This is a genomic window from Pseudoalteromonas sp. N1230-9, from assembly GCF_032716425.1.
Classification (GTDB): domain Bacteria; phylum Pseudomonadota; class Gammaproteobacteria; order Enterobacterales; family Alteromonadaceae; genus Pseudoalteromonas.
In genome coordinates this window covers 1,768,462-1,794,305 of sequence record NZ_CP090419.1, presented here as the reverse complement: position 1 = coordinate 1,794,305, position 25,844 = coordinate 1,768,462, and the positions used below count along the sequence as shown (strand labels likewise).

Annotated in this window: 26 protein-coding genes; 11 read left to right on the top strand and 15 right to left on the bottom strand. The window is 41.7% G+C overall.

Features of this window, described 5'->3' with window-relative positions:
* Position 1 precedes the first annotated feature (1 nt).
* Together LY624_RS08375 and LY624_RS08370 are read right to left on the bottom strand one after the other, a co-directional pair.
* Entirely contained in the window at positions 2 to 820 is an 819-nt protein-coding gene (locus tag LY624_RS08375; protein WP_130149858.1) for a M23 family metallopeptidase, read from the bottom strand.
* Positions 813 to 1,670 carry a 6-carboxytetrahydropterin synthase gene (locus LY624_RS08370; protein WP_130149857.1) on the bottom strand — a complete coding sequence of 286 codons (858 nt, stop codon included), beginning with the start codon at positions 1,668 to 1,670 and terminating at the stop codon, positions 813 to 815. The genes LY624_RS08375 and LY624_RS08370 overlap by 8 nt, the downstream gene beginning before the upstream one ends.
* Positions 1,671 to 1,877: 207 nt before the next feature.
* Between LY624_RS08370 and fabA the strand changes: the two genes are divergently transcribed.
* Positions 1,878 to 2,393 carry a bifunctional 3-hydroxydecanoyl-ACP dehydratase/trans-2-decenoyl-ACP isomerase gene (gene fabA / locus LY624_RS08365; RefSeq protein ID WP_062569073.1) on the top strand — a complete coding sequence of 172 codons (516 nt, stop codon included), beginning with the start codon at positions 1,878 to 1,880 and terminating at the stop codon, positions 2,391 to 2,393.
* 72 nt (positions 2,394 to 2,465) lie between these two features.
* Here fabA and rmf read toward each other — a convergent pair whose 3' ends face one another.
* Complete coding sequence (rmf, locus tag LY624_RS08360; RefSeq protein ID WP_062569403.1) at positions 2,466 to 2,636, bottom strand: ribosome modulation factor; 171 nt, start codon at positions 2,634 to 2,636, stop codon at positions 2,466 to 2,468.
* A gap of 368 nt (positions 2,637 to 3,004) precedes the next feature.
* Here rmf and acuR point away from each other — a divergent pair, with 368 nt between their 5' ends.
* The 4 genes from acuR to gloA all read left to right on the top strand — a co-directional run bounded on the left by acuR (position 3,005) and on the right by gloA (position 5,925).
* Entirely contained in the window at positions 3,005 to 3,637 is a 633-nt protein-coding gene (acuR, locus tag LY624_RS08355; protein ID WP_341804318.1) for an acrylate utilization transcriptional regulator AcuR, read from the top strand.
* Between the two features lie 61 nt (positions 3,638 to 3,698).
* A complete protein-coding gene (acuI, locus tag LY624_RS08350) occupies positions 3,699 to 4,691 on the top strand; it encodes an acrylyl-CoA reductase (NADPH) (RefSeq protein ID WP_341804317.1) in 993 nt (330 codons plus the stop codon).
* 90 nt (positions 4,692 to 4,781) lie between these two features.
* A complete protein-coding gene (locus LY624_RS08345; protein ID WP_237118568.1) occupies positions 4,782 to 5,198 on the top strand; it encodes a VF530 family protein in 417 nt (138 codons plus the stop codon).
* 196 nt (positions 5,199 to 5,394) lie between these two features.
* Positions 5,395 to 5,925 (top strand): lactoylglutathione lyase, encoded by a 531-nt coding sequence (gene gloA, locus LY624_RS08340; protein ID WP_341804316.1) that lies wholly within the window; start codon positions 5,395 to 5,397, stop codon positions 5,923 to 5,925.
* Positions 5,926 to 6,000: 75 nt separating this feature from the next.
* Here gloA and LY624_RS08335 read toward each other — a convergent pair whose 3' ends face one another.
* The 12 genes from LY624_RS08335 to LY624_RS08280 form a co-directional block, all read right to left on the bottom strand.
* Complete coding sequence (locus LY624_RS08335) at positions 6,001 to 6,213, bottom strand: CPXCG motif-containing cysteine-rich protein (RefSeq protein ID WP_341804315.1); 213 nt, start codon at positions 6,211 to 6,213, stop codon at positions 6,001 to 6,003.
* Between the two features lie 121 nt (positions 6,214 to 6,334).
* Positions 6,335 to 7,441 (bottom strand): serine hydrolase domain-containing protein, encoded by a 1,107-nt coding sequence (locus LY624_RS08330; RefSeq protein ID WP_341804314.1) that lies wholly within the window; start codon positions 7,439 to 7,441, stop codon positions 6,335 to 6,337.
* 121 nt (positions 7,442 to 7,562) lie between these two features.
* The gene (locus LY624_RS08325; RefSeq protein WP_341804313.1) at positions 7,563 to 7,898 is read right to left on the bottom strand and encodes a lipoprotein; all 336 of its coding nucleotides are present in this window, start codon (positions 7,896 to 7,898) and stop codon (positions 7,563 to 7,565) included.
* A 64-nt stretch (positions 7,899 to 7,962) separates the two neighbouring features.
* Entirely contained in the window at positions 7,963 to 8,760 is a 798-nt protein-coding gene (gene sseB, locus LY624_RS08320) for an enhanced serine sensitivity protein SseB (protein WP_341804312.1), read from the bottom strand.
* A gap of 195 nt (positions 8,761 to 8,955) precedes the next feature.
* On the bottom strand, positions 8,956 to 10,779 hold the full coding sequence (locus LY624_RS08315; protein WP_341804311.1) for a protein kinase domain-containing protein: 1,824 nt from the start codon (positions 10,777 to 10,779) through the stop codon (positions 8,956 to 8,958).
* 147 nt (positions 10,780 to 10,926) lie between these two features.
* Positions 10,927 to 11,688: an SDR family oxidoreductase gene (locus LY624_RS08310; RefSeq protein WP_130149847.1), complete on the bottom strand. Its 762-nt coding sequence runs from the start codon at positions 11,686 to 11,688 to the stop codon at positions 10,927 to 10,929.
* Positions 11,689 to 11,697: 9 nt separating this feature from the next.
* Positions 11,698 to 12,588 carry a 3-hydroxyisobutyrate dehydrogenase gene (gene mmsB / locus LY624_RS08305; protein WP_138557510.1) on the bottom strand — a complete coding sequence of 297 codons (891 nt, stop codon included), beginning with the start codon at positions 12,586 to 12,588 and terminating at the stop codon, positions 11,698 to 11,700.
* Positions 12,589 to 12,605: 17 nt separating this feature from the next.
* Positions 12,606 to 13,748, bottom strand: a complete 1,143-nt coding sequence (locus LY624_RS08300) for an enoyl-CoA hydratase/isomerase family protein (RefSeq protein WP_341804310.1) — start codon at positions 13,746 to 13,748, stop codon at positions 12,606 to 12,608.
* Positions 13,748 to 14,527: an enoyl-CoA hydratase gene (locus LY624_RS08295; protein ID WP_341804309.1), complete on the bottom strand. Its 780-nt coding sequence runs from the start codon at positions 14,525 to 14,527 to the stop codon at positions 13,748 to 13,750. Before LY624_RS08295 ends, LY624_RS08300 begins: the two co-directional genes overlap by 1 nt.
* Positions 14,528 to 14,537: 10 nt before the next feature.
* Entirely contained in the window at positions 14,538 to 15,695 is a 1,158-nt protein-coding gene (locus LY624_RS08290; RefSeq protein WP_341804308.1) for an acyl-CoA dehydrogenase family protein, read from the bottom strand.
* 110 nt (positions 15,696 to 15,805) lie between these two features.
* On the bottom strand, positions 15,806 to 17,296 hold the full coding sequence (locus tag LY624_RS08285; protein ID WP_341804307.1) for a CoA-acylating methylmalonate-semialdehyde dehydrogenase: 1,491 nt from the start codon (positions 17,294 to 17,296) through the stop codon (positions 15,806 to 15,808).
* Positions 17,297 to 17,387: 91 nt separating this feature from the next.
* Positions 17,388 to 18,569, bottom strand: a complete 1,182-nt coding sequence (locus tag LY624_RS08280; protein WP_341804306.1) for a thiolase family protein — start codon at positions 18,567 to 18,569, stop codon at positions 17,388 to 17,390.
* A gap of 341 nt (positions 18,570 to 18,910) precedes the next feature.
* On the opposite strand from LY624_RS08280, the gene LY624_RS08275 reads away from it, so the two are divergent.
* From LY624_RS08275 to LY624_RS08250, 6 genes are read left to right on the top strand one after another with little or no spacing between them, the layout of a single operon-like run.
* The gene (locus tag LY624_RS08275) at positions 18,911 to 19,345 is read left to right on the top strand and encodes a MerR family transcriptional regulator (RefSeq protein WP_054553803.1); all 435 of its coding nucleotides are present in this window, start codon (positions 18,911 to 18,913) and stop codon (positions 19,343 to 19,345) included.
* 44 nt (positions 19,346 to 19,389) lie between these two features.
* Positions 19,390 to 20,565, top strand: coding sequence for an isovaleryl-CoA dehydrogenase (locus LY624_RS08270; RefSeq protein WP_341804305.1), 1,176 nt, complete (start codon positions 19,390 to 19,392; stop codon positions 20,563 to 20,565).
* Positions 20,566 to 20,574: 9 nt separating this feature from the next.
* On the top strand, positions 20,575 to 22,182 hold the full coding sequence (locus LY624_RS08265; protein WP_054561520.1) for a carboxyl transferase domain-containing protein: 1,608 nt from the start codon (positions 20,575 to 20,577) through the stop codon (positions 22,180 to 22,182).
* A gap of 10 nt (positions 22,183 to 22,192) precedes the next feature.
* The gene (locus tag LY624_RS08260) at positions 22,193 to 22,963 is read left to right on the top strand and encodes an enoyl-CoA hydratase/isomerase family protein (RefSeq protein ID WP_341804304.1); all 771 of its coding nucleotides are present in this window, start codon (positions 22,193 to 22,195) and stop codon (positions 22,961 to 22,963) included.
* A gap of 8 nt (positions 22,964 to 22,971) precedes the next feature.
* Positions 22,972 to 24,936 (top strand): acetyl/propionyl/methylcrotonyl-CoA carboxylase subunit alpha, encoded by a 1,965-nt coding sequence (locus LY624_RS08255; RefSeq protein ID WP_341804303.1) that lies wholly within the window; start codon positions 22,972 to 22,974, stop codon positions 24,934 to 24,936.
* Positions 24,936 to 25,841: a hydroxymethylglutaryl-CoA lyase gene (locus tag LY624_RS08250; RefSeq protein WP_341804302.1), complete on the top strand. Its 906-nt coding sequence runs from the start codon at positions 24,936 to 24,938 to the stop codon at positions 25,839 to 25,841. The genes LY624_RS08255 and LY624_RS08250 overlap by 1 nt, the downstream gene beginning before the upstream one ends.
* Positions 25,842 to 25,844: the final 3 nt, after the last annotated feature.

Sequence of the window (25,844 nt, the reverse complement as noted above, 5' to 3'; positions counted from 1 at the left end):
TCTACTTTTCATTAGCTAATGTGTCTTGCATCATTAGCGCAGGGTCAAGGCGTTCTTTTTTCCAATTAAAACGCCAGTCTAAATGAGGGCCGGTAACTCGGCCTGTTGCGCCGATCTCAGCAATTTTGTCACCACGCGTAATTTCATCCCCTACTTTTACATCCAATTTGCTTAAATGAATATAAGTCGAGGTAACGCCATGGCCATGGTCAAGAATTAAGGTGCCGCCAGAGTAGTATAAATCGGCATCAGCAAACACCACCGTACCACTTACTGGTGCATACACAGGGCTACCTGTTTTATTGGCAATGTCTAACCCAAAATGTGGGCGGCGAGGCTCACCATTAAAGTAGCGCTGGCTACCATAAACACCTGAAATACGCCCACTTGCAGGCTTATAAACAGGGTCTAAAAAGTATCGTAAGTCAGAATTTACTTGTCTAGCTTTACGTACTGCAACAGCTTCACGGCCAATACGCTCAGACACTTCTTTAGGTGGCGAAACATATTTTTTTGCAACACCGGTGATTTTATCAATTTTGTAATCTCGCTTAGTGATTACAATGGCTTGCTCGTGGCTCACACCAGCACTATCAACCCAAGAGAGGTTATGATTCGTATCTGCATCACGGCCAAAGCCAAATACAAACTCACCATTTGTTGAAAGCTTAAGTTGCTCGCCATTGAAACTAACACTTTTAGCGCCTTCAATTTGGCCAGTTACTAAACCGCCTTGAGTTAAATGTCCTTTTAATTCAACAGCACTTGCAGTTAAAGAAAATAATGCTGCAAATGCTGCTATTAGTAATCCTTTATGCATAACTAATAGACCCTTTGCCAACCCCTTCATATGCGGTAATTTTTACTTCTGATTCAGGGTATTGGTTTTTAACTTGTGAACTTAAATAATCAGCAATACATTCAACCGTCGTATCGCAAGGTAAAATGTCGCAGCGTGATTTATCTATCACCATTTCAAAATAACCTTGCTGTGATGTATAAGCAAAACACACATCGTTACTCTCAGCGCTTATATGTTTAAGTTCAGCTTTGTTTATTTCATCCTCAGCTGTCGCTAAGTAAATATCTTGCCATTTATCTGCCCACTCTTTTTGTAAGCGAGGCATAGCCATACCATCAAGGCTAATTCCAATTTGAGAGCGATGACCATGAATAATACGCTGGCAATTACCATCGTGCTTTTTAAGGCCGTGGCTGTAATGATAGTAAAAGCTTTGGCTATGTTCTGGCTTTAAGCTAATTTCGATTTTTTCGATATTATTAGGAAGCTGGGGCATTATCGTTTTAATTAAAAACTCAGTCACTGAGTTTTCATCAATGATATCAGCATCTATAGAACAAAAGGCTTGATTTGGTGCACTCATTGCTAAGTGATAATTATCACCGAAGTGACAATCTAGCACGCTATGTTCTGCATGCTGCGTTAGTGAACCATTTAATTTTGCTGGCACAGCAAGTTTATGGTCAATACAGTCATCAATAATGCCTTTAATTTGCTTTTTAACTAAACCAAAATCCAGCACCATCGACTCATCATTCAACTGACCATGTAGAGTTAAATCCACAATCCAGCTCTCGCCAACTGCGCCGCGTTTATTACACAAGTAAGAAAAATCAATCACTGTCAGTGAGTTTACAAAAAGGATCATAAATTTCCTTTAGACTGGTTAAAGAATCACAGCAATTATAATGATTTTTACTTCACAATGCGCGGTTTTATCTCCCTTTATCTGTAACAGTTTAATTAAGTGGTCATAAAACAAGCTGAAAATATAAATTATTTAACTGCTCCGAGTTGTTTAGCGTACAAGTGTACGCTAAAGTACAGGGCAATTTCTAAGCGACGAATAAGAGTTATGGAACCTAAAAACAGCTATACAAAAGAAGAACTAATCCTTTGCGGTCAAGGTGAAATGTTTGGTGAAGGCAACTGCCGCCTACCTAGCGACAACATGCTTATGATGGATCGCATCGTTTCAATTACTGAAGATGGCGGCGAGCACGGTAAAGGGCAGATCGTTGCCGAGTTAGATATTAACCCTGATCTTTGGTTCTTTGACTGCCACTTCAAAGGTGACCCTGTTATGCCTGGTTGTCTTGGCCTTGATGCAATGTGGCAATTAGTTGGTTTCTTCCTTGGTTGGTCTGGTGGTCCTGGCCTTGGCCGTGCACTCGGTGTAGGTGAAGTTAAATTCACAGGTCAAATCCTACCAACAGCTAAAAAAGTTACTTATCGTTTAGACATGAAACGTGTTATCAAACGTAAATTATTCATGGGTATGGCTGATGGTACTGTTGAAGTAGATGGCCGCGTAATCTATGAAGCGAAAGATCTTAAAGTAGGTCTTTTCCAAGATACAACTGCATTCTAGTTTTTTACTTGTTTGCAGATACAAAAAAGCCCCTGCATGGGGCTTTTTTGCGTAAATTAACAGGTGCCTATATTAAGTTTTAAACATATTGCGGTTTTCAATTGCTTCGCGCCAGCCGCCTAACCATTCAGATTTAGGGTCGATTTGTTGATAAGGGCATTGATCTTTGGAACGGCCTGCCAAGCCTGCTTTATAACCTTGAGAATGAGCTCTTTCTAAACGATCTCTTTTCTGTCTCTTCATAGGTAATATCCTCACCTTTTATATTTATAGATATGTAGCGAAATTGACATCTACATTTAATGAATAGTTAATAAAACTGTTAAATTCAAATAGCAAAAAGCAATTAAATAAATTGACAACAAGTAACATGCTGATGCTCAACTGAATTAACATTTTAAATGACTAAGTGGTCGTACCTCTCATCTAAAACCACCTATAAATACACTTAAATTCGGCTAAAAATTTTTATCTCTTTTAGCTTCATAATTGTGACCTAAGCCGTTTCAGCAAAGTTCCCATTTAAATTGTAATCATGACAAATTTATGATGATTACAATTTAGGCAATTAATTACTTGCATATTAAAAACCGATCGGTCTAATATTAAGTATGCAAACAAATAACACAACGCCAAGCCGTCGTGGCAGGCCACCAAAAATAGCACGTTCAAATGCAGATACTCGCGCCCTATTAATTAATACGGGTTTAGCTGTATTAACCGAAAAAGGCTTTAGTGCAACCGGCATTGATTTAATCTTAAAATCAGCGCAGGTACCTAAGGGCTCTTTTTATCATTACTTCAAAAGTAAAAATGATTTTGGCTTAGCACTTATTGATGCTTACGACAGCTATTTTCAAGCAAAGTTAAAACGCCATCTAACTGATGAAAAAATAAACCCGCTTGAAAGAGTTGTACTGTTTGCTAACGACGCCAAACACGGCATGGCAAAGTTTGAGTTTAATCGTGGCTGCTTAATTGGCAATTTAAATCAAGAACTCAGTTACCTTGATGAGCCAATGATAGAACGTATTAAGCAAGCTTACACCAGCTGGCAAGTTTTAATTGAGCAGTGCCTAGTTGACGCAAAGCAGCAAAAGCAAATACCTCAATCATCAGATTGTAAGATGCTTGCTGAGTTTTTCTGGATCGGCTGGGAAGGCGCAGTAATGCGCTCTAAACTTGATAAATCAAGTGAACCACTTACCCTTTATACAGCACAATTTTTACGCTTAATTTTATAAAGCCGTTTTAATACGGTTTTATTTTAACCATTAAAAGACGATCGGTCTAAAAGGAGTCAACATGACAACATCAGTAAAATCGGTAGTTATCAACAAAGATGATCAAGGTTATCGTGCCCACTACACTGACTTTCCTATAGAGAGCATCCACCAGCACGATGTAAATATTGATGTTGACTACAGTACGTTAAATTACAAAGATGCCTTAGCGATTACTGGTAAAGGCCCTGTAGTAAGAACATTTCCTATGATCCCTGGGATTGACCTTGCAGGTACAGTGACAGAGTCTAAAAGCGATGAATTTAAAGTAGGTGATAAAGTTCTGTTAAATGGCTTTGGTGTTGGGGAAAAATACCTAGGTGGTTTGAGTTCAAAAGCGTCTATGAGTGCAGATTGGCTTATCCCCCTCCCCGCTAATTTAACACCAAAACAGGCAATGCAAATTGGTACGGCAGGTTATACCGCAATGCTGAGTATTATCGCCTTAGAAAAACAAGGTATCACACCACAAAGCGGCGAAATACTTGTCACCGGTGCTAATGGTGGTGTGGGCAGTTTTGCAATCTACTTATTAAATAAGCTTGGCTTTGATGTGGTTGCAACAACAGGTCGAATGAATGAAGCAGACCACCTTAAAAAATTAGGCGCAAAACGCGTTCTATCTCGCAATGAATTCTCAGAACCTGGTAAACCGCTCGCAAAAGAGCAATTTGCTGGCGCAATTGATTCTGTGGGCAGTCACACCCTTGCCAATGTGTGCGCATCTATTAAATACGGTGGTGTTGTAACTGCCTGTGGATTAGCACAAGGTATGGACTTTCCGGCAACGGTAGCACCGTTTATCCTTCGTGGCATTAGTCTTATGGGCATAGATAGTGTAATGCGCCCAAAAGCCGACCGAATTGAAGCATGGCAACGTTTAAGTGAGTTAGTTGAGGCTCAGTACCTCGATGCTATTTCGCAAGAAATTCCACTTTCTAATGCCGTTGCAAATGCCGAAGCCCTATTAAAAGGTGAAATTCGCGGCCGTGTAGTAGTTAATTGTAAAGAATAGACGCGAATATAAACATTCTTAGCAAGTTAGCTATAAAACAAGGGTAAAGGCAATTATACTTACCCTAGTTTTGTAATATCGGACAGCCTAATGAGTAATAAAGAAATTTTCAGCAATAACCCACTGCAAGGTGTTGGTATCGAGCAAGTCGTCACAGAGCTTGTCGAACAATATGGCTGGGAATTACTCCACGCCTATATGCGTTTGAACTGCTTTAAGAATAACCCAGATGTAAAATCTGCGGTTAAGTTTTTACGTAAAACCCAATGGGCACAAGAAAAAGTCGAGAACTTTTATTTGTATCGTCTTAAAAACTTACCGCGCCCTGACGATGTAAACTACGAATTACCGCCGCGCGATCGTGTGATCCCAGCTGATCAAAAACCAGGTGAACCGTGTGAGTTAAGTTTTACTGACGCCAAACGCATCCACGCTAAAAAAGAAGCAAAACAACTTGCTCGAGCTCGTAAACAACGTTCAAGTGCGAGTAATCCTTGGGGTAATTGACTTTAAGTTTTGAGCTATCAGTTTTTAGCTGTAAGTTGAAATAAGCCGCCTGTTTGGGCGGTTTTTTATTTGGGTACGCAAATTAAGAACTGAAGGATTGTCTTAGCACGTCAAAAATATTTGTTATTAATTTAAGGGTAACGTGAATATGTTAGACTAATTACATTACCAGAAATATCAGCTAAAAAGGACATGTATGTCTAACTACAACGAATCACCAGAACAAATCGCAAATGCTACGCAAGGTTACCTAATGCAGCAAACAATGCTGCGTATTAAAGATCCAAAGCCTTCATTAGATTTCTACCAAAACGTTTTAGGTATGAAGTTATTGGGTAAATATGACTTCCCTAAAATGGAGTTTACGCTGTACTTTTTAGGCTATGAGCAAGACATACCAACAGGCACCGATAAAGAAAAAGCACAGTGGGTGTTTCGCCGCCCTGCTCTTGTCGAGCTTACACATAACTGGGGCACAGAAAACGACGATAGCTTTACAGGTTACCATAGTGGAAATGATGAACCAAAAGGCTTCGGTCATATCGGTATTAGCGTGCCTGATGTGTACGCAGCATGTGAGCGCTTTGCAAAATACGATGTTGAGTTTGTAAAAAAACCAGACGATGGCTCTATGAAAGGCTTAGCCTTTATTAAAGACCCTGATGGTTATTGGATAGAGATACTCTCGGCAGAGGGTATCACTGAGATAATTGAAGATCATAAATAAGAAAACCTTATATTAAAACCTGCCATCTAGCAGGTTTTAATATTTGATTAATTAGAAATCTTAGTATTTCATTTTTTAATAGTTAGAAAAGCTACAACTTTCATCATCGCTTGATACAGAAACAGAAAGTTCTTCATCACTGTTTTCAAAAACTAAAAAATTTATTGGCTTACAACAAACTTGGCAATCTTCGATGTATTGTTGATTTAAGTCTGCGTGGTCAAGTAAAACATCTATTTGTTCACCGCAATATGGACATGCAATCGTTTTTTCAGTTAATTGATTCATCAGTACGACCCCCTATTATTGAGTTCTATACTAAGTAGATTGTTCTTATCTCAATGCTTTTCAACATAACCACCTTATTAAGTATCAAAAATACCTATTAAGTAAGCTTAGTTGCAATAAACTACTCACTTTTAGGCTTGCGCAGTTTAGATAAAATAAGACTATCAATATCATTACTAACGCTTCCTATGCTGCTATTGGTAAGTATGACGTAGCCTCTATTTTGATCTGTAATCGACCGTGTTAAGGCTATCCAACCTTGGTTGAATCCAGCGAAGCCTAAACTTTTATTTTCTGAATCGACAACATAACTCATACTCCAGCGCCCCCCTGTGTTTGCCACAGGTGTAATCATTTCTGTAATTAGAGCTTGTGATAAAAGGCGAGAGCCATTGTATTTATTTTCCTTATTTTTAAGCACGGCTAAATTAAATCGTGCTAAATCAATAGCAGTTGTTTGTAAACCCGCAGCAGCTTGCTCAGCAAAGTAGATCATGGATGTTTTCTTTGCATTTTCATCATACGGTGTTGCTGATTTACTCATAACAGCAGGTGTTACATTAAATGTTGAGTTATTCATTCCGAGCGGCTTAAGTACATTTTTCTGCATATAGTCTTCAAAACTTAAACCCGATACATCTTCTATGAGTAACTGAACAATAGAGTACCCACCACCTGAGTAGGACCATTTTGTATTTGGTGTATGTATTAATTTTACATCACCTGCACCATTATTCTTGCCATTTAATGAATCAACAATCGAAGGAATATCTGTCGATGAGCCCCAACCAAAATAAGGGCCGAGAGACAAGCCCGATGTATGCGACAGAACATTTCTTAACGTTACATTTTCAGTTCCAAACTCAGACTTAGGTATCTTCCAGCGTTTTAAATAATTATTTATTGGTTTATCAAGTTCAACTTTACCTTGATCCACCAACTGCATAACCCCCCACGAAGTTACTACTTTTGATATTGAGCCCACATTAAACATGGTATTCTCTGTAATCGCTTTTTGACTTTCAATATCAGCAAAACCATAAGAAAGAAATCCAGTAACCTCTTCGTCTTGAACAAAGGCAACAGCTACACCTGGGGCTTTATGCTTGTCTAAAATCTTTGGTACAGCCTGATCAAGCTCGGCTTTTAATTCTGAGAAAAAAGTCGTGTCAGCTGCTTGAGCATTACTAATAACGAAAAAAACAATAAAAAATAATAATTTATTCATAACATCCCTTTTGAAATACTAAATAACGTAAATACACGCTTCTAAAGTAAGAATCTCTTATAATAAAAACAACCTACTATTTATTATTTAAGTAAATTCCTATAAGTATTTACAGCAATATCTAATAACCTTGGTTTTTTGTTAGTCTTACGCCATCAACAACCATTACCCATTGGTCATCAACCAAGTGTGGTGCTTCTGTCACATCGAAATTAGAGGTAAAAAAAGCCACACCTACTACAAAGTCATCTCCTCTAAACTCTTTTAACGGCGCGTTTATAGATGTTGACCCACCATCTTGGACCCTCTCATATACCACCGTACCGTCTTGATGGATAAGTAAGTACATTTCTTTGCTTTCCCACTCACCTACGTAAGATAACTTATCCGCTGGCAAAGGCTTGCTACAAGAAGTCAGAGCGAGCACAGCTAAAACAAGTAAAATAAACTTTTTCATAATCCCTCACGATTACTAAACACCACATTGTGAAACAACTAAGCATTTAAAATACCAAAGATTTTTATGCCTTCCCTGAGCCAAGCGCAGAACAAAGCTTCGTTCCCCATCTTTTCTCATAAAAGGGCTTAATTTGAGTTAGCAAAAACTCACTTAAACCAGAGTCATTTTCTGTGATTTGATAAAAATCTATTGATTCACCTTTTGGTAATGTATCTGTGGCGACAGAGCCTGCTTCTGTTATCACTTTTTTAGCGTCACCATCTGTTTCAATGCCAATAATTAAATGCGGCTTTTCATCAACGGATTTATCGTGCATTAAAGCAAGGTAGGCGCTATTCACATTTCTATGCTTTGCGAATAACTGAGTTAAAGAGTCAATCATTTTATGAGGATAATTAGCGGGCTCTCCCAATAGGACTGTTGTTTCTCTCTCGACAACTCTCTGTATTGGAGATTGACTGATACCTGTGGTTAATAGCTGAGCCACTTCCTGTGGTAAAAACTCTTTACCATAATTTGACTTAGGATTGAGGAATAATGTTGCTCCTTGTGTCATTTCAAATAAAGAGCGGGCTGGCAGCATCAAATACGACTGTTCAGTGTCAATGGATTTTTGAAGCACTTCTAAAGACGAAAAAAACGGGATGACAGATAAGCCATCAGCTCTTTGCCAGTGTTGTATTTGAATGTGACTACCAGCTTCAAGGTTGTTATGCCCATAAGCCTCTACTTGTTCTGTAGCACCCAGTAAAAACACGTTTGAATTAAGTAAAGTTTCGCAAAACTCTGGCCGATGAGCAGGTTCATCTGCCGCTAGTCTTAATAGTTCTTCAAGTTTATTTTCTTCGATTATTTCCACAACTCTTCCTTAAGCTGGTTTACACCTAAAATGGCAGGTTGAAGCGAGTAATGCTTTACTTTTTGAAATTAGCTGCTTGCATTAAACCACGATTATCGCGCGTGTACAAAAAGTGACAATATAATGCGTGTTCTATATTTTATTTTGGAAAGTTGTGTTTTCAATACCGTTTACAATGAGTCCTAGTTAAATAACTCATTCCACCAAAATTCTTTTCGGATCACGCGGGTAAAACTCATCGGCTTGTTTAGCACATAAATCAAATTCACGGGTATTTTTGTAAGGTAGTTTCATAAAGCCAGCTACACCTACATCAGTTATACTTACTGCATATTGCATCAACTTACTTAGCAAACGTTTAAATTCAGGCTCTTTACTTGCATCAAGCAGACGATAGTAATGATGTATTTTCATCCTATCAGGTAAGGCTTCAAAAATGATACAGCCCGTATGGTGTATCTGGTTTAGCTCAAATACACACTTTATAACCTTCTTCGGGAGCTGTAATTGCTCATCAGGATCTTTACCATCTTCAAAGTAGGAGTGTGGTCTGGTTACATCTGAGGCTTGTACATCCATTACTTCATAATCAAGTTCAGGTAAGTGTTCAAATTTAAACGCACCTGTGCCATCACGCTCGAGCTGAATGGTCTTACGCGCATCAAATAAGCAACATTTAAAGAGACCTTTTTGTTCAATCCCCTGCGCTAACATCACCGTGTTGTTAATCGCATCGGTAAAGGCAGTGCCGAGTGTTTCATCATGCAGTATAAGGGAAGACTCAACAAACAGTGAGTTTTCTTTCCAATGAAAACTCAGCCCCCCTACTACTGGGTATTTTGCTAATCGGCTAATAGAGGCCAAAAATGCTTTTTCGGTGTCGCCGGTATCAAATAAAAATTCTTTGTAGTATCTATCGAGCTGGGCATCGTTTACATCAAGTAATTGTTGATTATGGTCTGCTTGTCTCAGAAATTGCTTACGGGAGCTATAAACCACCGTATCTGGGTGCTCATCAAACTCACTAAACCAATAAGGAATATGAGGGCGAATGACTTTACGGGGTAACTCAGGTAGGTAAGCTTTGGCCATTGTTGGCATGTTACGCATAAAATAATCACCCGCACCATCACGAGTGGCCTTATTTTTTGATAGCATACCGTCAATAACACGGGCAAGTTCCATAGGTAAATTGAGGCTTGTAGCCGGAATAACAGCAGCACCAAATCGACACGATTGTGCAGACGCCAGTGCATAAAGGGTTGAAGCAACACCTTGCTCATCAAAACGTGGCGATGACTGCCCGCCCGACATTTGCTCATCACCAATAAAATACACATCCCCCATGCGTGCATTAGTGGTGCTGATATCAGCAGACATAAGATCCATAAAGTTACTGGCAACCGGATTACCTTCTGCGTCTATTTGTGCATAAACAGAGCTGCCCCAATCCACCAACGACAACTTATTTGTTTGTTCATCATAAACGATGTTAGAGGGTTTAATATCACCATGTACAATTGGTTGTGGGCTGATGCCATTTTTGTGTTCACGTAAGTCAATAAGAACATTACGAAGCTTAAGCGCCAGCGCCATAATTTTTGCTGCGCTAAAACGCCCCTGTTTGATGGAGATTTTTTCTAAGTCTTCACCTAAAGCGCGCTCCATCATTAAAATGCCTTGCTTTTTAATGCGCTCAAATGCATAAAATTTTGGCACCAGTGGATTATTCACTTGCGAAAGCATATACGCTTCGTCTTCAAGACGGTCACGTACACTTTGTGCAAGGGTTATACGTGAAAACTTAAAAACCCAAGGCATACCTTCGTCATCAACACCCGCAAATACAAAGCCAAATGCACCAGAACCAATTAATTCAACGTCACTGTAACCAAGCAAGGTTAGCTGTTTAATACAAATGTTAAGCCATTGACGGTGCTTTTTAGCATCATGGTGAGACAGCAAATAAACAGACTGTTCTTCATTGATATAAAAATTGCGGATTTGTTTAGGATTCACTGCATCTCTCAAGGTAGAAAACGACTTTAATTATTGAATGTAGGAAAGTTAATTACAAGGGCTGAGTTCAATTAAGGTTTGTTGCGACTTAAAGCAAAAAAACGGCAAGCAAAGCTTACCGTTTTGGGACTCAATGGGTAGTTGAAATTAAAGTCTTATACCACCATCAATTTCTACAACACGACCTGTAAAAAAGTCATTCTCTACAATGTATTGTGCTGTTTGGGCAATTTCTTGTGCTTCACCAAAACGACCCACTGGCGTTACTGCCATCATGCGTTGTTTTGCTTCTGGTTTCATTGCATCTGTCATTGCAGTGCGAATAACACCTGGTGCGATTGCACCAACACGGATACCAAAGCGACCTAATTCTTTCGCCCAACCCGTTGTCATCGCAACAACACCGGCTTTAGACGCTGCGTAGTTTGTTTGGCCAATGTTACCAGCACGGGCAACACTCGACATATTAACAATAACGCCACCTTTGCCAGACTCGATCATGTGGCTCGCAGCTTCACGACCAGCTAAGAATACACCGGTCAGGTTCACATCAATCACAGATTGAAATTGAGCCAACGACATTTTATCTACCACTTTGCCTTCTTTTGCTTTGATAAACATACCATCGCGTAAGATACCCGCGTTGTTAATTAACACGCCGATATGGCCAAAGTCTTTGTTAATCGTGTTAAACGTTGCTACCACTGCATCTTCATCTGTAACATTAGCAGCATACGCCATGACTTTTGTGCCATGCTTGGCAAGCGCTGATACTGCAGTATCAAGTACGTCTTGTTGCATATCGATAAGGGCGATGTTCGCGCCAAGGGATGCAAATTTCTCGGCCATCGCAAAGCCTAAACCTTGCGCACCACCGGTAATTACAATGTTGTTGTTTTTAATTTCCACAACAATCTCCTACTTCGAGAATAATTTAAAAATAGCGCTAAAATCATCACTCCCCGCACCTTGATGCTGAAGCATAGTGTATAGATTCTTCGCCATTGACCCCATTGGGGTAGATGAATTACTTTGCTGAGCCGCTTCCATAGCAAGACCTAAGTCTTTCGCCATTAAATCAACCATAAAGCCTGGTTTATAATCATTACTTGCTGGCGCCGTTTCCATTACACCAGGGCATGGGTTGTAAAGCTCAAGCGTCCAGTTACGGCCAGAGCTTGCGGTCATGATGTCACTTAACACTTTTGGATCGAGCCCGTTGTTAATGCCCATTTGTAGTGCTTCGCTAGTGCCAGCCATTAAAATGCTGAGCAACATGTTGTTACAGATTTTTGCGACTTGGCCTGCACCAATATCACCAGCATGGAAGATATTTTTACCCATATCTACTAAAGCCAGCTTGGCTTTTTCAAAGTGACTTTGCTCACCACCGACGATAAAGGTTAAAGTACCCGCTGTTGCACCTGCTACACCACCTGATACCGGTGCATCAACAAAATCAATGCCTTTTTGAGCAAGTTCACTACCTACTTGACGCGCTGATTCGGCATCAATGGTTGAGCAGTCAATCACCAAAGTTTTGCTATCAAGTAAGTTGATAAGACCTGTTTCGCCTAAGTAAAGCGACTTAACGTGTTTGCTTGCTGGTAGCATACTGATAAAAATATCAGCGCCAATGGCACACTCAGCTGCATCGGTAGCAGCAATTGCACCTTTATCAGCAAGCTCACTGACCGCTGCTTTATTTAAGTCAAACACACGAACTGTATGACCTGCATTGACAAGGTTTGCCGCCATTGGGCCACCCATGTTGCCTAAACCAATAAATCCTATTGTTAATTTAGCCATTTGTTTACCCCTTGGACTTAAGATGACGTTAATGAGTTAAGTGGGTGAGATTGTTCATCCCAGCGTGCTGTAAAGAAGCTATCTACAACTGTTTCGTCGATATCGCTAATCGATTTAAACTGCCAGTTAGGTGCACCGTCTTTGTCGATTAGTAGCGCACGAACGCCTTCTTGGAACTCGCCTACTTCGCCACAACGAACTGACATGCCTAACTCCATTTTGAAGCAATCTGCTAACGTCATCTCTTTTGAATTAGCTAATTGACGTTCTACCAGCGCACAACTAAGCGGACAACCATGCGCTAATGACTTTTGCGCACGAGTAAGCCATTTGTCTTCAGTTTGTAAAGCTTGAATGTAGTCAATTTTCCCCTGCAATGAATCAAACTCAGCCAGCTTTTGAATAACCGGTAAGTTATCTTTTACATTGCCTTTAGGAACACGGCCTGAAATATTATCAATAGAGATTAGAATATTTGTCAGCTTTTCGTGGTTTAATGAGGCTGTTTTGCCCCACTTTTCAGCGGTGATAGCCGTTAAAATAGCGTCATATTTATCTGCTGTTGCATAGTGATCAGCAAGATTAACAAACAAGGCATCTTCAGCATTGATAGACGCCGCAGTTAACCCTAAGAATAGACCCACTTGCTCAGGCATTTTATGTAAGAAATAACTGCCGCCCACATCAGGGTATAAACCAATGGTTAGCTCAGGCATTGCAATACGCGATGTTTCTGTTACCACTCGGTGACTTGCCCCAGCCATTAAGCCAAGGCCGCCCCCCATAACAATGCCATTACCCCAAAGTAATATTGGCTTTTCATAGCAGTGAATTAGGTAGTCTAATTTGTACTCAAGGGTAAAAAAGTCTTCAATGTAGTTAGCAGGCTCACCTGTGCTCATTGCTTTATGCAGGCTTACTACATCGCCACCAGCACAAAATGCTTTCTCGCCAGCCCCTTTTAGCACGACCATGGCAACGGCGTCATCGTCAGCCCATTTTCTAAGCTGAGGCTCAAGCAGTTGGATCATGTCGTAATTTAAAGCGTTTAAAGACTTAGGCGCATTGAGTGTCGCAATTGCAATGAGGCCACTCTCGGCCTCTGCAGTTTCAAACACCACAGGCGCATCTTGATGATTTAGTAGTGTTACGTTAGTCATTAGCCATTTACCCAATTTGCTTTACGCTTTTCTAAGAATGCATTCACGCCTTCTTTTTGGTCTTTCGTATCAAACAATTGTACAAATAACTCACGCTCTAATGGCAATGCATGGGCCATAGGTTGGGTGCGACCTTTTTGAATAAGTTCTTTACATGCAGTCACAGCAACTGGGCTTTGCTCGCCAACTTGGTTAGCAAGTTTCATTGCTGCAGCTAAACTTTCGCCAGCACCAACCACTTCTTCAACAAGGCCAATTTCGCGAGCTTTGTCTGCTTTTAGGCGCTCGCCACATAAGATCATGCGTTTTGCCCAGCCTTCACCAACAAGCCATGCAAGGTTTTGCGTACCGCCAGCACAAGGCAGTAAGCCAACTTTCGCTTCAGGCAGTGCCATTTGAGCTTGCTCTTCAGCTATACGAATATCACAAGCAAGAGCCACTTCAAGACCACCACCCATGGCATAACCATTAATTGCCGCAATTGATACACCACGGAAATTTGTTAGTGCTTCAAATGCATCACCAAACTCTTTTGACATAGTAGCAGCAACGCCTTTATCACCACTTGCAAATACGTTCAGATCAGCACCAGCACTAAAGAACTTTTCACCTTGACCTGTAATCACTAATGCATAGACATTTTTGTTAGCATTTAGCTCAGTTACGGTGTCTTTAAGCGCGGTTAATGTATCTTGTGTCCAGGTATTCGCTGGCGGGTTATTCATGGTTAAAACCGCTACGTTACCTTCAATATTTAAATCAATCGATGGATTAGACATAGGTTGCTCCTTATAGAATGTCGCCAGCTGACTCAGCTAAGATACGGCGTGCGATAATCACGCGCATGATTTCGTTTGTGCCTTCAAGAATTTGATGCACACGGACGTCTCTGAAATGACGCTCTAATGGGTATTCTTTGATGTAACCGTAACCGCCGTGAATTTGTAGTGCGTCGTCACAGACTTTAAAACCAACATCTGTAGCAAAACGTTTTGCCATCGCGCAGTAAGTGGTTTTTTCGCTGTCACCGGTATCTAGTTTAAATGCGGCTAAGCGCACCATTTGACGAGCGGCAACAAGCTCAGTGTTCATATCGGCAATCTTAAATTGCAGTGCTTGGAAAGCAGCTAATGGCTTACCAAATTGCTCACGTTCTTTTAGGTATTCGCGCGCAGTATTAAGAGCTGCTTGTGCTGTACCTAATGAACAGGTAGCAATATTAATTCGGCCACCATCTAGGCCTTGCATTGCAAACTTAAAGCCTTCGCCTTCTTGGCCTAGTAAGTTAGCCGCAGGAATTCTGACACCTTCAAAACTAATTAAACGTGTTGGCTGTGCATTCCAGCCCATTTTTTCTTCAGCTTTACCGTATTCGATACCTACTGCGTCAGCTGGCACAACAAATGCCGAAATACCGGCTGCGCCTTCACCACCAGTGCGCGCCATAACAACGAGTAAATCAGTTTCACCAGCACCTGAGATAAACATCTTAGAACCTGAGATCACATACTCATCGCCCTCTTTTACCGCTTTGGTTTTTAGTGATGCGGCATCAGAGCCAGAACCCGGCTCTGTTAAACAGTAAGACGCAAGTAACTCACCCATTACTAATTGCTCACAGTACTGAGCTTTAACGTCCTCAGTACCAAAGCTTGCAATCATCCAGGTTGCCATATTATGAATGGTCAACATAGCGGTTGTTGCGGTACAACCCATTGCAAGCTGTTCGAAAATAATGCTTGAATCTAGGCGAGACAAACCTAAGCCACCCGCTTCTTCAGGGGTATATAAACCACAAAAGCCTAGCTCACCGGCTGCTTTAATGGTGTCTTTAGGGAAAATGTGTTCTTGGTCCCACTTAGCTGCATGTGGAGCAAGTTCTGACTCTGCAAACTGACGGGCTGTTTCAGCAAACGCTTGCTGATCTTCGGTTAAATTAAAGTCCATAGTAGACCTCTATTTTGTTGTCTTATTCTTGTGTGAATAACGATTGTTGTCGTTTAAATGTGTGTTCTTTGAGCGAGCATGTGCTCGCTCAGCAGTAAATTAATTACAGCTTATTTAAGGTTGATACTCATGTTCGGACCTGAGGCGATATCATCCTCGAACCAACGTGAAGTAATTGTTTTCGTTTCTGTGTAAAAACGAATACCTTGCTTACCGTAGGTGTGTTGGTCACCGTAGAATGAGCCTTTCCAACCTGTGAATGAGAAAAACGGTAGTGGCACGGGAATTGGCACGTTAATACCAACTTGACCTACTTCGATTTCATGTTGGAATTTACGTGCAGCAGCGCCGCTTGATGTGAATAACGAAGTACCGTTACCGTAAGGCGAGTTATTGATAAGCTCAATCGCCTCTTCTAGAGTATCTACAAACATACAAGCCAATACAGGACCAAAGATCTCTTCTTTGTATAAATCCATCTCGGTTGTTACATCAGTAAATAACGTTGGACCAACCCAGTTACCTTGCTCGTAACCTTCAACAGTAAAGTCAGAGCCATCAATTAAGCACGTTGCACCTTGTTCTTTACCACTTGCGATAAGTGATAGAATACGGTCTTTAGCAGCTTTTGATGTTTGTGGGCCGTAAGCCGCGTTTGCATCATCCCATACACCAGGGCGTACGTTTTCAAAGCCTGCTTTAATTTCATCAACCCAGTCTTTCGCTTGACCAACAAATACAGCAACCGAAATACCCATACAGCGCTGACCCGCAGCACCTACAGACGCACCGACTAGGTTATTTACAACATGCGATTTACTTGCATCTGGCATAATAACCATGTGGTTTTTTGCACCTACACAAGCTTGTACGCGTTTAAGGTTTGCTGTGCCTTTTGAATAGATGTATTCACCTACACCACACGAGCCAACAAATGAAATAGCACGTACTGCTGGGTCTTCTAATAAACGGTCAACTTGTGGTTTTGTGCCATGAACAACTTGTAACACCCCTTTTGGCGCGCCCGCTTCAACAAATAGTTCAGCTAAACGCATCGGTGTTAGTGGATCTTGCTCTGATGGTTTAAGAATAAAGGTGTTACCACACACAATAGCCAGTGGGAACATCCATAATGGGATCATCGCAGGGAAATTAAATGGCGTAATACCCGCACATACACCCAGTGGCTGCATGTAAGAGTAAGTATCGATTTTACGCGCTACGTTTTCCATTGTTTCGCCCATCATTAGTGATGGTGCATTGGCTGCTTGCTCAACAACTTCAATACCACGCCAAACATCGCCTTTGGCATCTTCAAATGTTTTACCTAGCTCATGACAAATAATCGTCGCAAGCTCGTCATGGTTTTCTTTTAGTAGTGCAGCGTATTTCATCATAATCCGCGCACGCTCAGAAATTGGCACTTCTTTCCATGTTTTAAATGTTTCTTTTGCAGAGGCAATGGCTGCATCCATTTCAGTATCCGTTGCACACGGGACTTGAGCTAACACTTCTTGGTTTGCAGGATTGATAACATCAATCAACTGCGATGAACTTGATTGGGTAAATTCGCCGTTGATAAATAAAGGTACTTGGTGCATGAGGCACTCCTCCCCAGTGGGTATAAAGAGGCCGCAACATGATAGTTTTTAAAATACGTTGCGGCTGTGAGAGATTAAAATTCTAAAGTGATTAAATAGCTTCAATTGCCATAGCAACAGCTTCACCACCACCGATACACAGTGAGGCAACACCTTTGCTAAGACCACGATTCTTTAATGCATGAATTAAGGTAACTAAGATACGCGCACCGCTTGCACCAATAGGGTGACCAAGTGCACAGGCACCGCCGTTTACGTTTACTTTGCTTTCATCAAGTTTTAACTCGTTAATTGCAAGCATAGTCACCATGGCAAACGCTTCGTTGATTTCCCATAAATCAACATCATTAACAGACCAACCTGCTTTTTCTAAAAGCGATTGCATTGCGCCAACTGGTGCTAAAGTAAATTCACTTGGTGCTTGAGAATGTGTGCTGTGAGCAACGATACGACACAGTGGTGTTAAACCTTGTGCTTTAGCATTTGATTCACGCATTAACACAAGCGCTGCTGCACCATCAGAAATTGATGACGAGTTTGCAGCTGTAATCGTACCGTCTTTTTTGAATGCAGGACGTAAACCCGGGATTTTATCAGGACGTGCATTGCCTGGTTGCTCATCAATCGCAACGGTCACATCACCTTTGCGAGTAGAAATAGTGTGCGCGGCAATCTCGTTTGCAAATGCGCCGGTTTCAATCGCACTATTCGCTTTAGTTAGTGAGCTAAGCGCAAAGTTATCCATTTGTTCACGACCAATTGAATACTGATCAGCAGTGTCTTGTGCAAAACAACCCATTGCTTTGTTGTCGTAAGCATCTTCAAGGCCATCACACATCATGTGATCTTTTACTTCGCCATGACCCATACGCATACCTGAACGTGCATTTGGTAACATATAAGGGGCATTACTCATGCTTTCCATGCCACCAGCAACCGCTGAGTTGATAGAGCCTGATTTAATTAAGTCATGGGCAAACATTGCAGCTTTTAAGCCAGAACCACATACTTTGTTGATTGTTGTAGCGCCAGTACCTTGATTAAGACCCGCTTTTAACATTGCTTGGCGTGCAGGTGCTTGACCAAGACCAGCTGGTAATACGCAGCCCATGATCACTTCGTCAATCTTATCGGCAGATAAACCGGCTTGCTCTAAGCTACTTTTAATAGCTGTAGCACCTAAATCAGTTGCGTGTGCACCACTTAGTGCGCCCATAAAACCACCCATAGGGGTGCGTTTTGCGGCAACAATAACAACGGCTTCAGTAGTCATAATTGGCTCCATGTAAGTGGTTATCATCATGTGTTCAAATCATGTGTAACCAAACAGTTAATTTGTTATAGTTTAATTTCGATTTAATTCAGCATACATAATATTTACGTTTACGCCAACGTAAATCTAAAATCAACATTTTTGCGGCTGGTAAAACTGTAAACTTATCTGTATTTTGTTGTATGAAAAATCGAACATTTGCTTACAAGGCTAGATAAATAAAGCTTTTCAACAAATCCAACCAGTTATCTTTATAAGTCTAAAGTATAACTCCCAAATCACCCTTTACCTTTACGTAAACTTCACTTATATTGGTGTTATTCGAATGAGGTAAATAAATCATGAAACAAGACAATCAAACAAACTTTGAAAGCGCGGCAGTTGAACCTGCTAGCAATGAGCAAACGTTTAGTATCAGCGAACTAGCAAAAGAATTTGATATTACCACCCGCTCTATCCGCTTTTATGAAGACCAAGGCCTGATCTCACCTGATCGCAATGGTCAAACCCGTATTTATTCAAAACGCGACAAAGTAAGACTAAAACTTATTTTACGCGGTAAACGCTTAGGTTTTACCTTGGCCGAAACGGGCCGTTTGTTTGAACTGTACGACGCAGATAAATCAAGCGCTAAACAGCTAGTGACTATGCTTGACCTTATCGCAGAGAAAAAAGCAGACCTAAGCCAACAGATGGACGACATTAAAGTTGTACTGATGGAATTGGTTACAGCAGAACGCCGCTGTCGTGAAACCCTTAATAATTTAGACGAATAACCTGACAACAATCTCGTCAACAGACTCTCACAGGAACACACATTATGAGCACTATTTCACTATACAAAGAAATGAACTTCGGACTTGGCGAAACAGCAGACATGATCCGCGATCACGTTAATAGCTTTGCGAGCCAAGAAATTGCCCCACTTGCAGAACAAACCGATATAGACAATGCCTTCCCTAATCAACTTTGGCCACAGCTTGGCGAAATGGGATTATTAGGTATGACAGTACCTGAAGAATTTGGCGGTGCGGGCCTTGGTTACCTTGAGCATGTAATCGCAATGGAAGAAATTAGCCGTGCAAGCGCATCGATTGGTTTAAGTTATGGTGCTCATTCAAACCTATGTGTTAACCAAATCAACCGAAATGGCTCACAGGCTCAAAAAGAAAAGTACCTGCCTAAGCTTATCAGCGGTGAGCACATTGGTGCCCTTGCGATGAGTGAGCCAAATGCGGGTTCTGACGTTGTATCAATGAAATTAAAAGCTGAGAAAAAAGGCGATGTGTTTGTACTTAACGGTAACAAGATGTGGATCACCAATGGTCCAGATGCCGATACCTTTGTTATCTATGCAAAAACAGATTTAAATGCCGGCCCTAAAGGGATCACAGCGTTCATCGTTGAACGTAACACACCAGGATTTTCTACTGCGCAGAAGCTAGACAAACTTGGTATGCGTGGCTCTAACACCTGTGAATTAGTGCTCGAGAACTGCGAAGTACCAGCAGAAAACATTCTAGGTAACTTAAACGAAGGCGTAAAAGTACTTATGAGTGGCCTTGATTATGAGCGTGTTGTTTTAGCTGCTGGCCCGCTTGGCATTATGCAAGCATGTATGGACATTGTGGTTCCTTATATTCATGAGCGTAAACAATTTGATAGCCCAATTGGTCAATTCCAACTTATTCAAGGCAAAATTGCTGACATGTACACGCAAATGAATGCAGCTCGTTCATACGTTTACACGGTAGCTCGTGCATGTGACCGCGGCGAAACAACGCGTAAAGATGCCGCTGGTGCGATTTTATATGCCGCAGAGCTGGCAACTAAGATGGCCCTTGATGCTATCCAAATCTTAGGTGGTAATGGTTATATCAACGAATACGCGACAGGTCGTTTATTACGTGATGCAAAACTATATGAAATTGGCGCAGGTACCTCTGAAATCCGCCGCATGCTAATTGGTCGCGAATTATTCACTGAAAGCCGATAGGACCTTGTTATGACGATTTTAAAATCGAGTGTAAATCCACACGATCCGCAATTTTTGCAAAATCACGACAACATGGCCGCTCTCGTAAGTGATTTACGTGAAAAAGTAGCGGATATCCGTTTAGGCGGTGGCCCTGCCCTAATTGAGCGCCATCAAGGCCGTGGTAAGTTGTTTGTTCGTGACCGTATTGAAACGCTACTTGATGAAGGCTCGCCATTTTTAGAGATTTCTCAATTTGCTGCCTTTGGTGTATACGAACAAGCTATTCCTTGTGCCGGTGTTGTGGCTGGGATTGGTCGTGTGAAAGGCGTTGAATGTATGATCATCGCCAATGATGCAACCGTAAAAGGCGGTACATACTTTCCACTAACAGTGAAAAAACATCTACGTGCCCAAGATATCGCAGAGCGTTGTCATTTACCGTGTATTTATTTAGTTGATTCAGGCGGTGCAAACCTGCCTGAACAAGATGATGTATTTCCAGATAAATTACACTTTGGCCGTATTTTCTATAATCAGGCTCGTATGTCTGGTAAAGGCATCCCACAAATTGCAGTCGTAATGGGTTTATGTACCGCAGGTGGTGCTTATGTACCAGCGATGGCTGATGAAAGTATTATCGTAAAAGAGCAAGGTACAATTTTCTTAGCTGGTCCGCCACTGGTTAAAGCGGCTACAGGTGAAGAAGTGAGTGCTGAAGAGCTCGGTGGTGCTGATGTTCACTGTAAAACATCAGGTGTTGCCGATCACTATGCTGAAAACGATGCCCATGCACTTTCGATTGCTCGCCAATGTATTGAACGAATTAACTATCAACGCCCTACTGCACCGTTACTTGATGATGTTAAACCGCCGCGTTACGACATTAACGAAATTTACGGCATTGTGGGTACTGACCTTAAAAAGCCATTTGATGTACGCGAAGTAATTGCCCGTGTTGTTGATGATTCATCATTTGATGAATTTAAACGCTACTTTGGCGAAACCTTAGTAACCGGCTTTGCAAAAATCTTTGGTCACCCTGTCGGTATTGTTGCCAACAACGGCATTTTATTCAGTGAATCAGCGCAAAAAGGCGCACACTTTATACAACTATGTGCACAACGCAAAATTCCTTTGGTGTTTTTACAAAACATTACTGGCTTTATGGTTGGTAAAAAATACGAAGCCGAAGGTATCGCCAAACATGGGGCGAAAATGGTTACCGCTGTGTCATGTGCTGATGTACCAAAATTCACCGTATTAATTGGTGGCTCGTACGGTGCAGGTAACTACGGTATGTGTGGCCGCGCGTTTGAGCCTACCATGATGTGGATGTGGCCAAACGCCCGTATCTCTGTAATGGGTGGTGAACAAGCAGCTGGCGTTCTAGCACAAGTTAAACAAGACGGTTTAGCCCGTAAAGGCGAAAGCATGACTGATGAGCAAGTCAGTGAGTTTAAAAAGCCAATTATCGAGCAATACGAAAAACAAGGTCATCCATATTACGCCAGTGCCCGCCTTTGGGATGATGGCATTATCGATCCTGCTGATACCCGCAATGTATTAGGGCTTGCCTTAAGCGCAGCTAAAAATGCACCAGAGCGCGATTCGCAGTTCGGCGTATTTAGAATGTAATGGAGGCCTTATGTCAGTAACACTCGAAATAACAAAATCAAATGTGGCTGTACTGGTACTAAGTCGCCCTGAAAAACACAATGCATTTAACGAAGAAGTCATTAGTGAGCTGATCCGTTTAATTGAACACGCAAACAGTTGCGATGTGCGCGCACTGGTTTTAAAAACCGAAGGTAAGCACTTCTCTGCTGGCGCTGATTTAAACTGGATGAAGTCGATGGCTGGCAATGACTTTGCTGAAAACTTAGCGGATTCTATGCAGCTGGCAAAGCTTATGAAAGTCCTTGCTACAAGCCCTCACCCTACAATTTGTGCCGTACAAGGTGCTGCATTTGGCGGTGCCTTAGGCTTGATTGCCTGTTGTGATATCGCGATTTGCCAAGACGATGCGCAATTTTGCTTAAGTGAAGTAAAGCTGGGTCTTATTCCTGCGGTTATAAGCCCTTATGTCATTAAAGCTATTGGTGAACGCGCTGCACGTCGTTATTTTTTAACGGCTGAGATTTTTGACGCGCATATGGCCAAGCAACTGGGTTTAATTCACCAGATCACCGGCGATTTACAAACAGCGCTCGACAAACACTTACAAAACCTTGTCAACAATGGTCCTGTTGCTGTTAAAGCAGCAAAACAGCTAATAAATGATGTCGCTGGCAACGTAATTGATGATGCACTGATTGAGTTAACCGCTGAGCGCATTGCACGCATACGTGTATCTGAAGAAGGCCAAGAAGGCCTGACTGCATTTTTTGAAAAACGTGCCCCTAACTGGCAGAAATAGGAACCATTATGACAACAAAATCATTGAAAAAAATTCTCGTTGCCAACCGTGGTGAAATTGCCTGCCGAGTTATGCGTACAGCAAAGCAAATGGGCTTAACAACGGTTGCTGTTTACTCAGATGCCGATAAACATGCTCAGCACGTAAAGCTTGCTGATGAGGCGTATCACATTGGTCCTGCGCCAAGTAAAGACTCATACTTAGTGGCAGACAAAATAATCGATGTTGCAAAACAAGCAGGTGTTGATTGTATTCACCCAGGTTATGGTTTTTTATCTGAGAACTGTGACTTTGCGCTCGCATGTGAGAAAAATGATATCGCCTTTATTGGCCCGCCAGCATCCAGCATTGAAGCCATGGGCTCAAAAACCCGCGCTAAAGAAATTATGCACCAAGCAAATGTACCTTTAGTGCCTGGTTATTATGGTGACAACCAAGATACTGAGTTCTTACAAGCCGAAGCTGAAAAAATTGGTTACCCGGTACTGATTAAAGCGGCTTTTGGTGGCGGTGGTAAAGGTATGCGAGTTGTTGAACACGCAAAAGACTTTATAAGTGCACTTGAAGGTGCAAAACGTGAAGCAAAAGCCGGTTTTGGTAACGATTTAGTACTGTTAGAGCGCTATGTCACCAAACCTCGCCATGTTGAAGTACAAGTTTTTGCCGATAGTCATGGTAACTGTGTGTACTTAGGCGACCGTGACTGCTCATTACAGCGTCGTCACCAAAAAGTAATTGAAGAAGCCCCTGCTCCGGGTTTATCTGATGCACTTCGTAAAGAAATGGGTGAAGCGGCGGTACGTTGTGCCCAAGCGATTAACTATCGCGGAGCAGGTACTGTTGAGTTTTTATTATGCGGTGATGAATTCTTCTTCATGGAGATGAACACCCGTTTACAAGTAGAGCACCCAGTAACAGAAATGGTAACCGGTGTTGATTTGGTGAATTGGCAAATCAACATTGCTGCAGGTGAAGCATTACCACTTAACCAAGCAGATATTCAGCTACAAGGCCACAGCTTTGAAGCGCGTATTTATGCAGAAGATCCAAGTAATGACTTTATTCCGTGTTCTGGCCACATTGACGCCCTATTCACACCGAACGAATCTGAATTTGTTCGTATAGATACAGGGATTGCCGCAGGTGATGAAATTAGCCCGTTCTACGATCCTATGATTGCTAAATTAATTGTTCATGACGATAACCGTGAGGCAGCGCTTGGGCGTTTATCAAAAGCACTAGAGCAATTCCACCTATCAGGTTTTAGCTGTAACGTTAATTTCTTACATAACCTTGCTAACCACCCTACTTTTCAAGCAGGTGCACCTGATACGCACTTTATTGAGGACCAAGGTGAGCGACTTGTTGCTAAAAACGAGCAACAGTCTGTAATTGCAACTGTTGTGGCAGCCTATGCGTCTGCACATCAACTAAAAGGTGAAAGCAGCAGCCCATGGCAACAATTAACAGGCTTTATGCTAAACAGTGACGCTAAAATAACAATTCCGTTTGTTGATTTAAACGTTCATGCGGTTAAAACAGCAGAAGGCTTTGAAATTAGCTTAGATGGGGTTGACTATACAACCTCGGGTAAGGTTGAAAATGGCCTTGCAAACTTAGTTGTTAATGGCGAAAAAATCGTGGGTCATATCAATCAAACAGACTCTCACATCACAGTGATGTACAAAGCACAGCAAACGGTGCTAGAGCTGATTGATAAACACTATATTAGTGAACACGAAAGTGATGCATTGCCACTCGCTGCACCACTCAATGGTACTGTTGTTAAACATTTAGTTGAGGTGGGTAGTACGGTTACTAAAGGTGACGCGGTTATCATCATCGAAGCGATGAAAATGGAATACACCCTTAATGCCCCGCATGATGGTGTATTAACGAGCTACTGCTTTGCTGAAGGTGAACTGGTGAGTCATGGTGATATGCTCGCGATTGTTGAAGAGCCGGAGGCGTAATGGCACAGTTTCCTGATTTTGTTCGCATTGTAGAAGTTGGCGCCAGAGACGGTTTGCAAAATGAAGCCGCCGTTAGCACTCAAGATAAAGTCGCTCTTATCAACGGCCTTGCAGATGCTGGGCTTAAAGATATTGAAGCAGGCGCCTTTGTGTCACCTAAATGGGTGCCACAAATGGCTGACTCTTGCGATGTAATAAGCGCGTTAAGTTTGCCAGACGTTAATTTAAGTGCACTCACCCCAAATTTACGGGGTGCAGAGGCAGCAAAACAAGTCGGCATACAAGAATTTGCTATCTTTACAGCAGCAAGTGAAGCGTTTTGTCAAAAGAACATTAATTGCTCTATTGATGAAAGTATTGACCGCTTTAAAGATGTAATGGATTTTGCCAAAGCGAATAACATTCGTGTTAGAGGTTATGTTAGCTGCGTCATGGGTTGTCCATATCAAGGTGATGTCGACTACAATGATGTATTAAAGGTATCAGAGCGATTATTAGAGCTTGGTTGTTACGAAATTAGCCTTGGCGACACCATTGGTGTAGGTACGGCGAAAAAAGTCGATGAGTTATTAGATTTACTCTTGCAACATATTGATAAATCAAAACTCGCTGTACATTTTCACGACACCTATGGACAAGCGCTCACAAATATTTACACCGCCCTAACACGCGGTATAGCAACGGTTGATAGTGCTGTTGCAGGCCTTGGTGGCTGCCCTTATGCCAAAGGTGCGTCAGGAAATGTTGCCACTGAAGATGTAGTTTACTTACTACAAGGGCTTGGCATAGAGCATGGAATTGATTTAGAAATACTGGCGAAAGCTGGTTGGGCTATTTGCAGTGCACTAAATAAACAACCTGTCAGCAAGGTATCACTTGCTCTAAAGAACACTCAGAATAATTAAGGA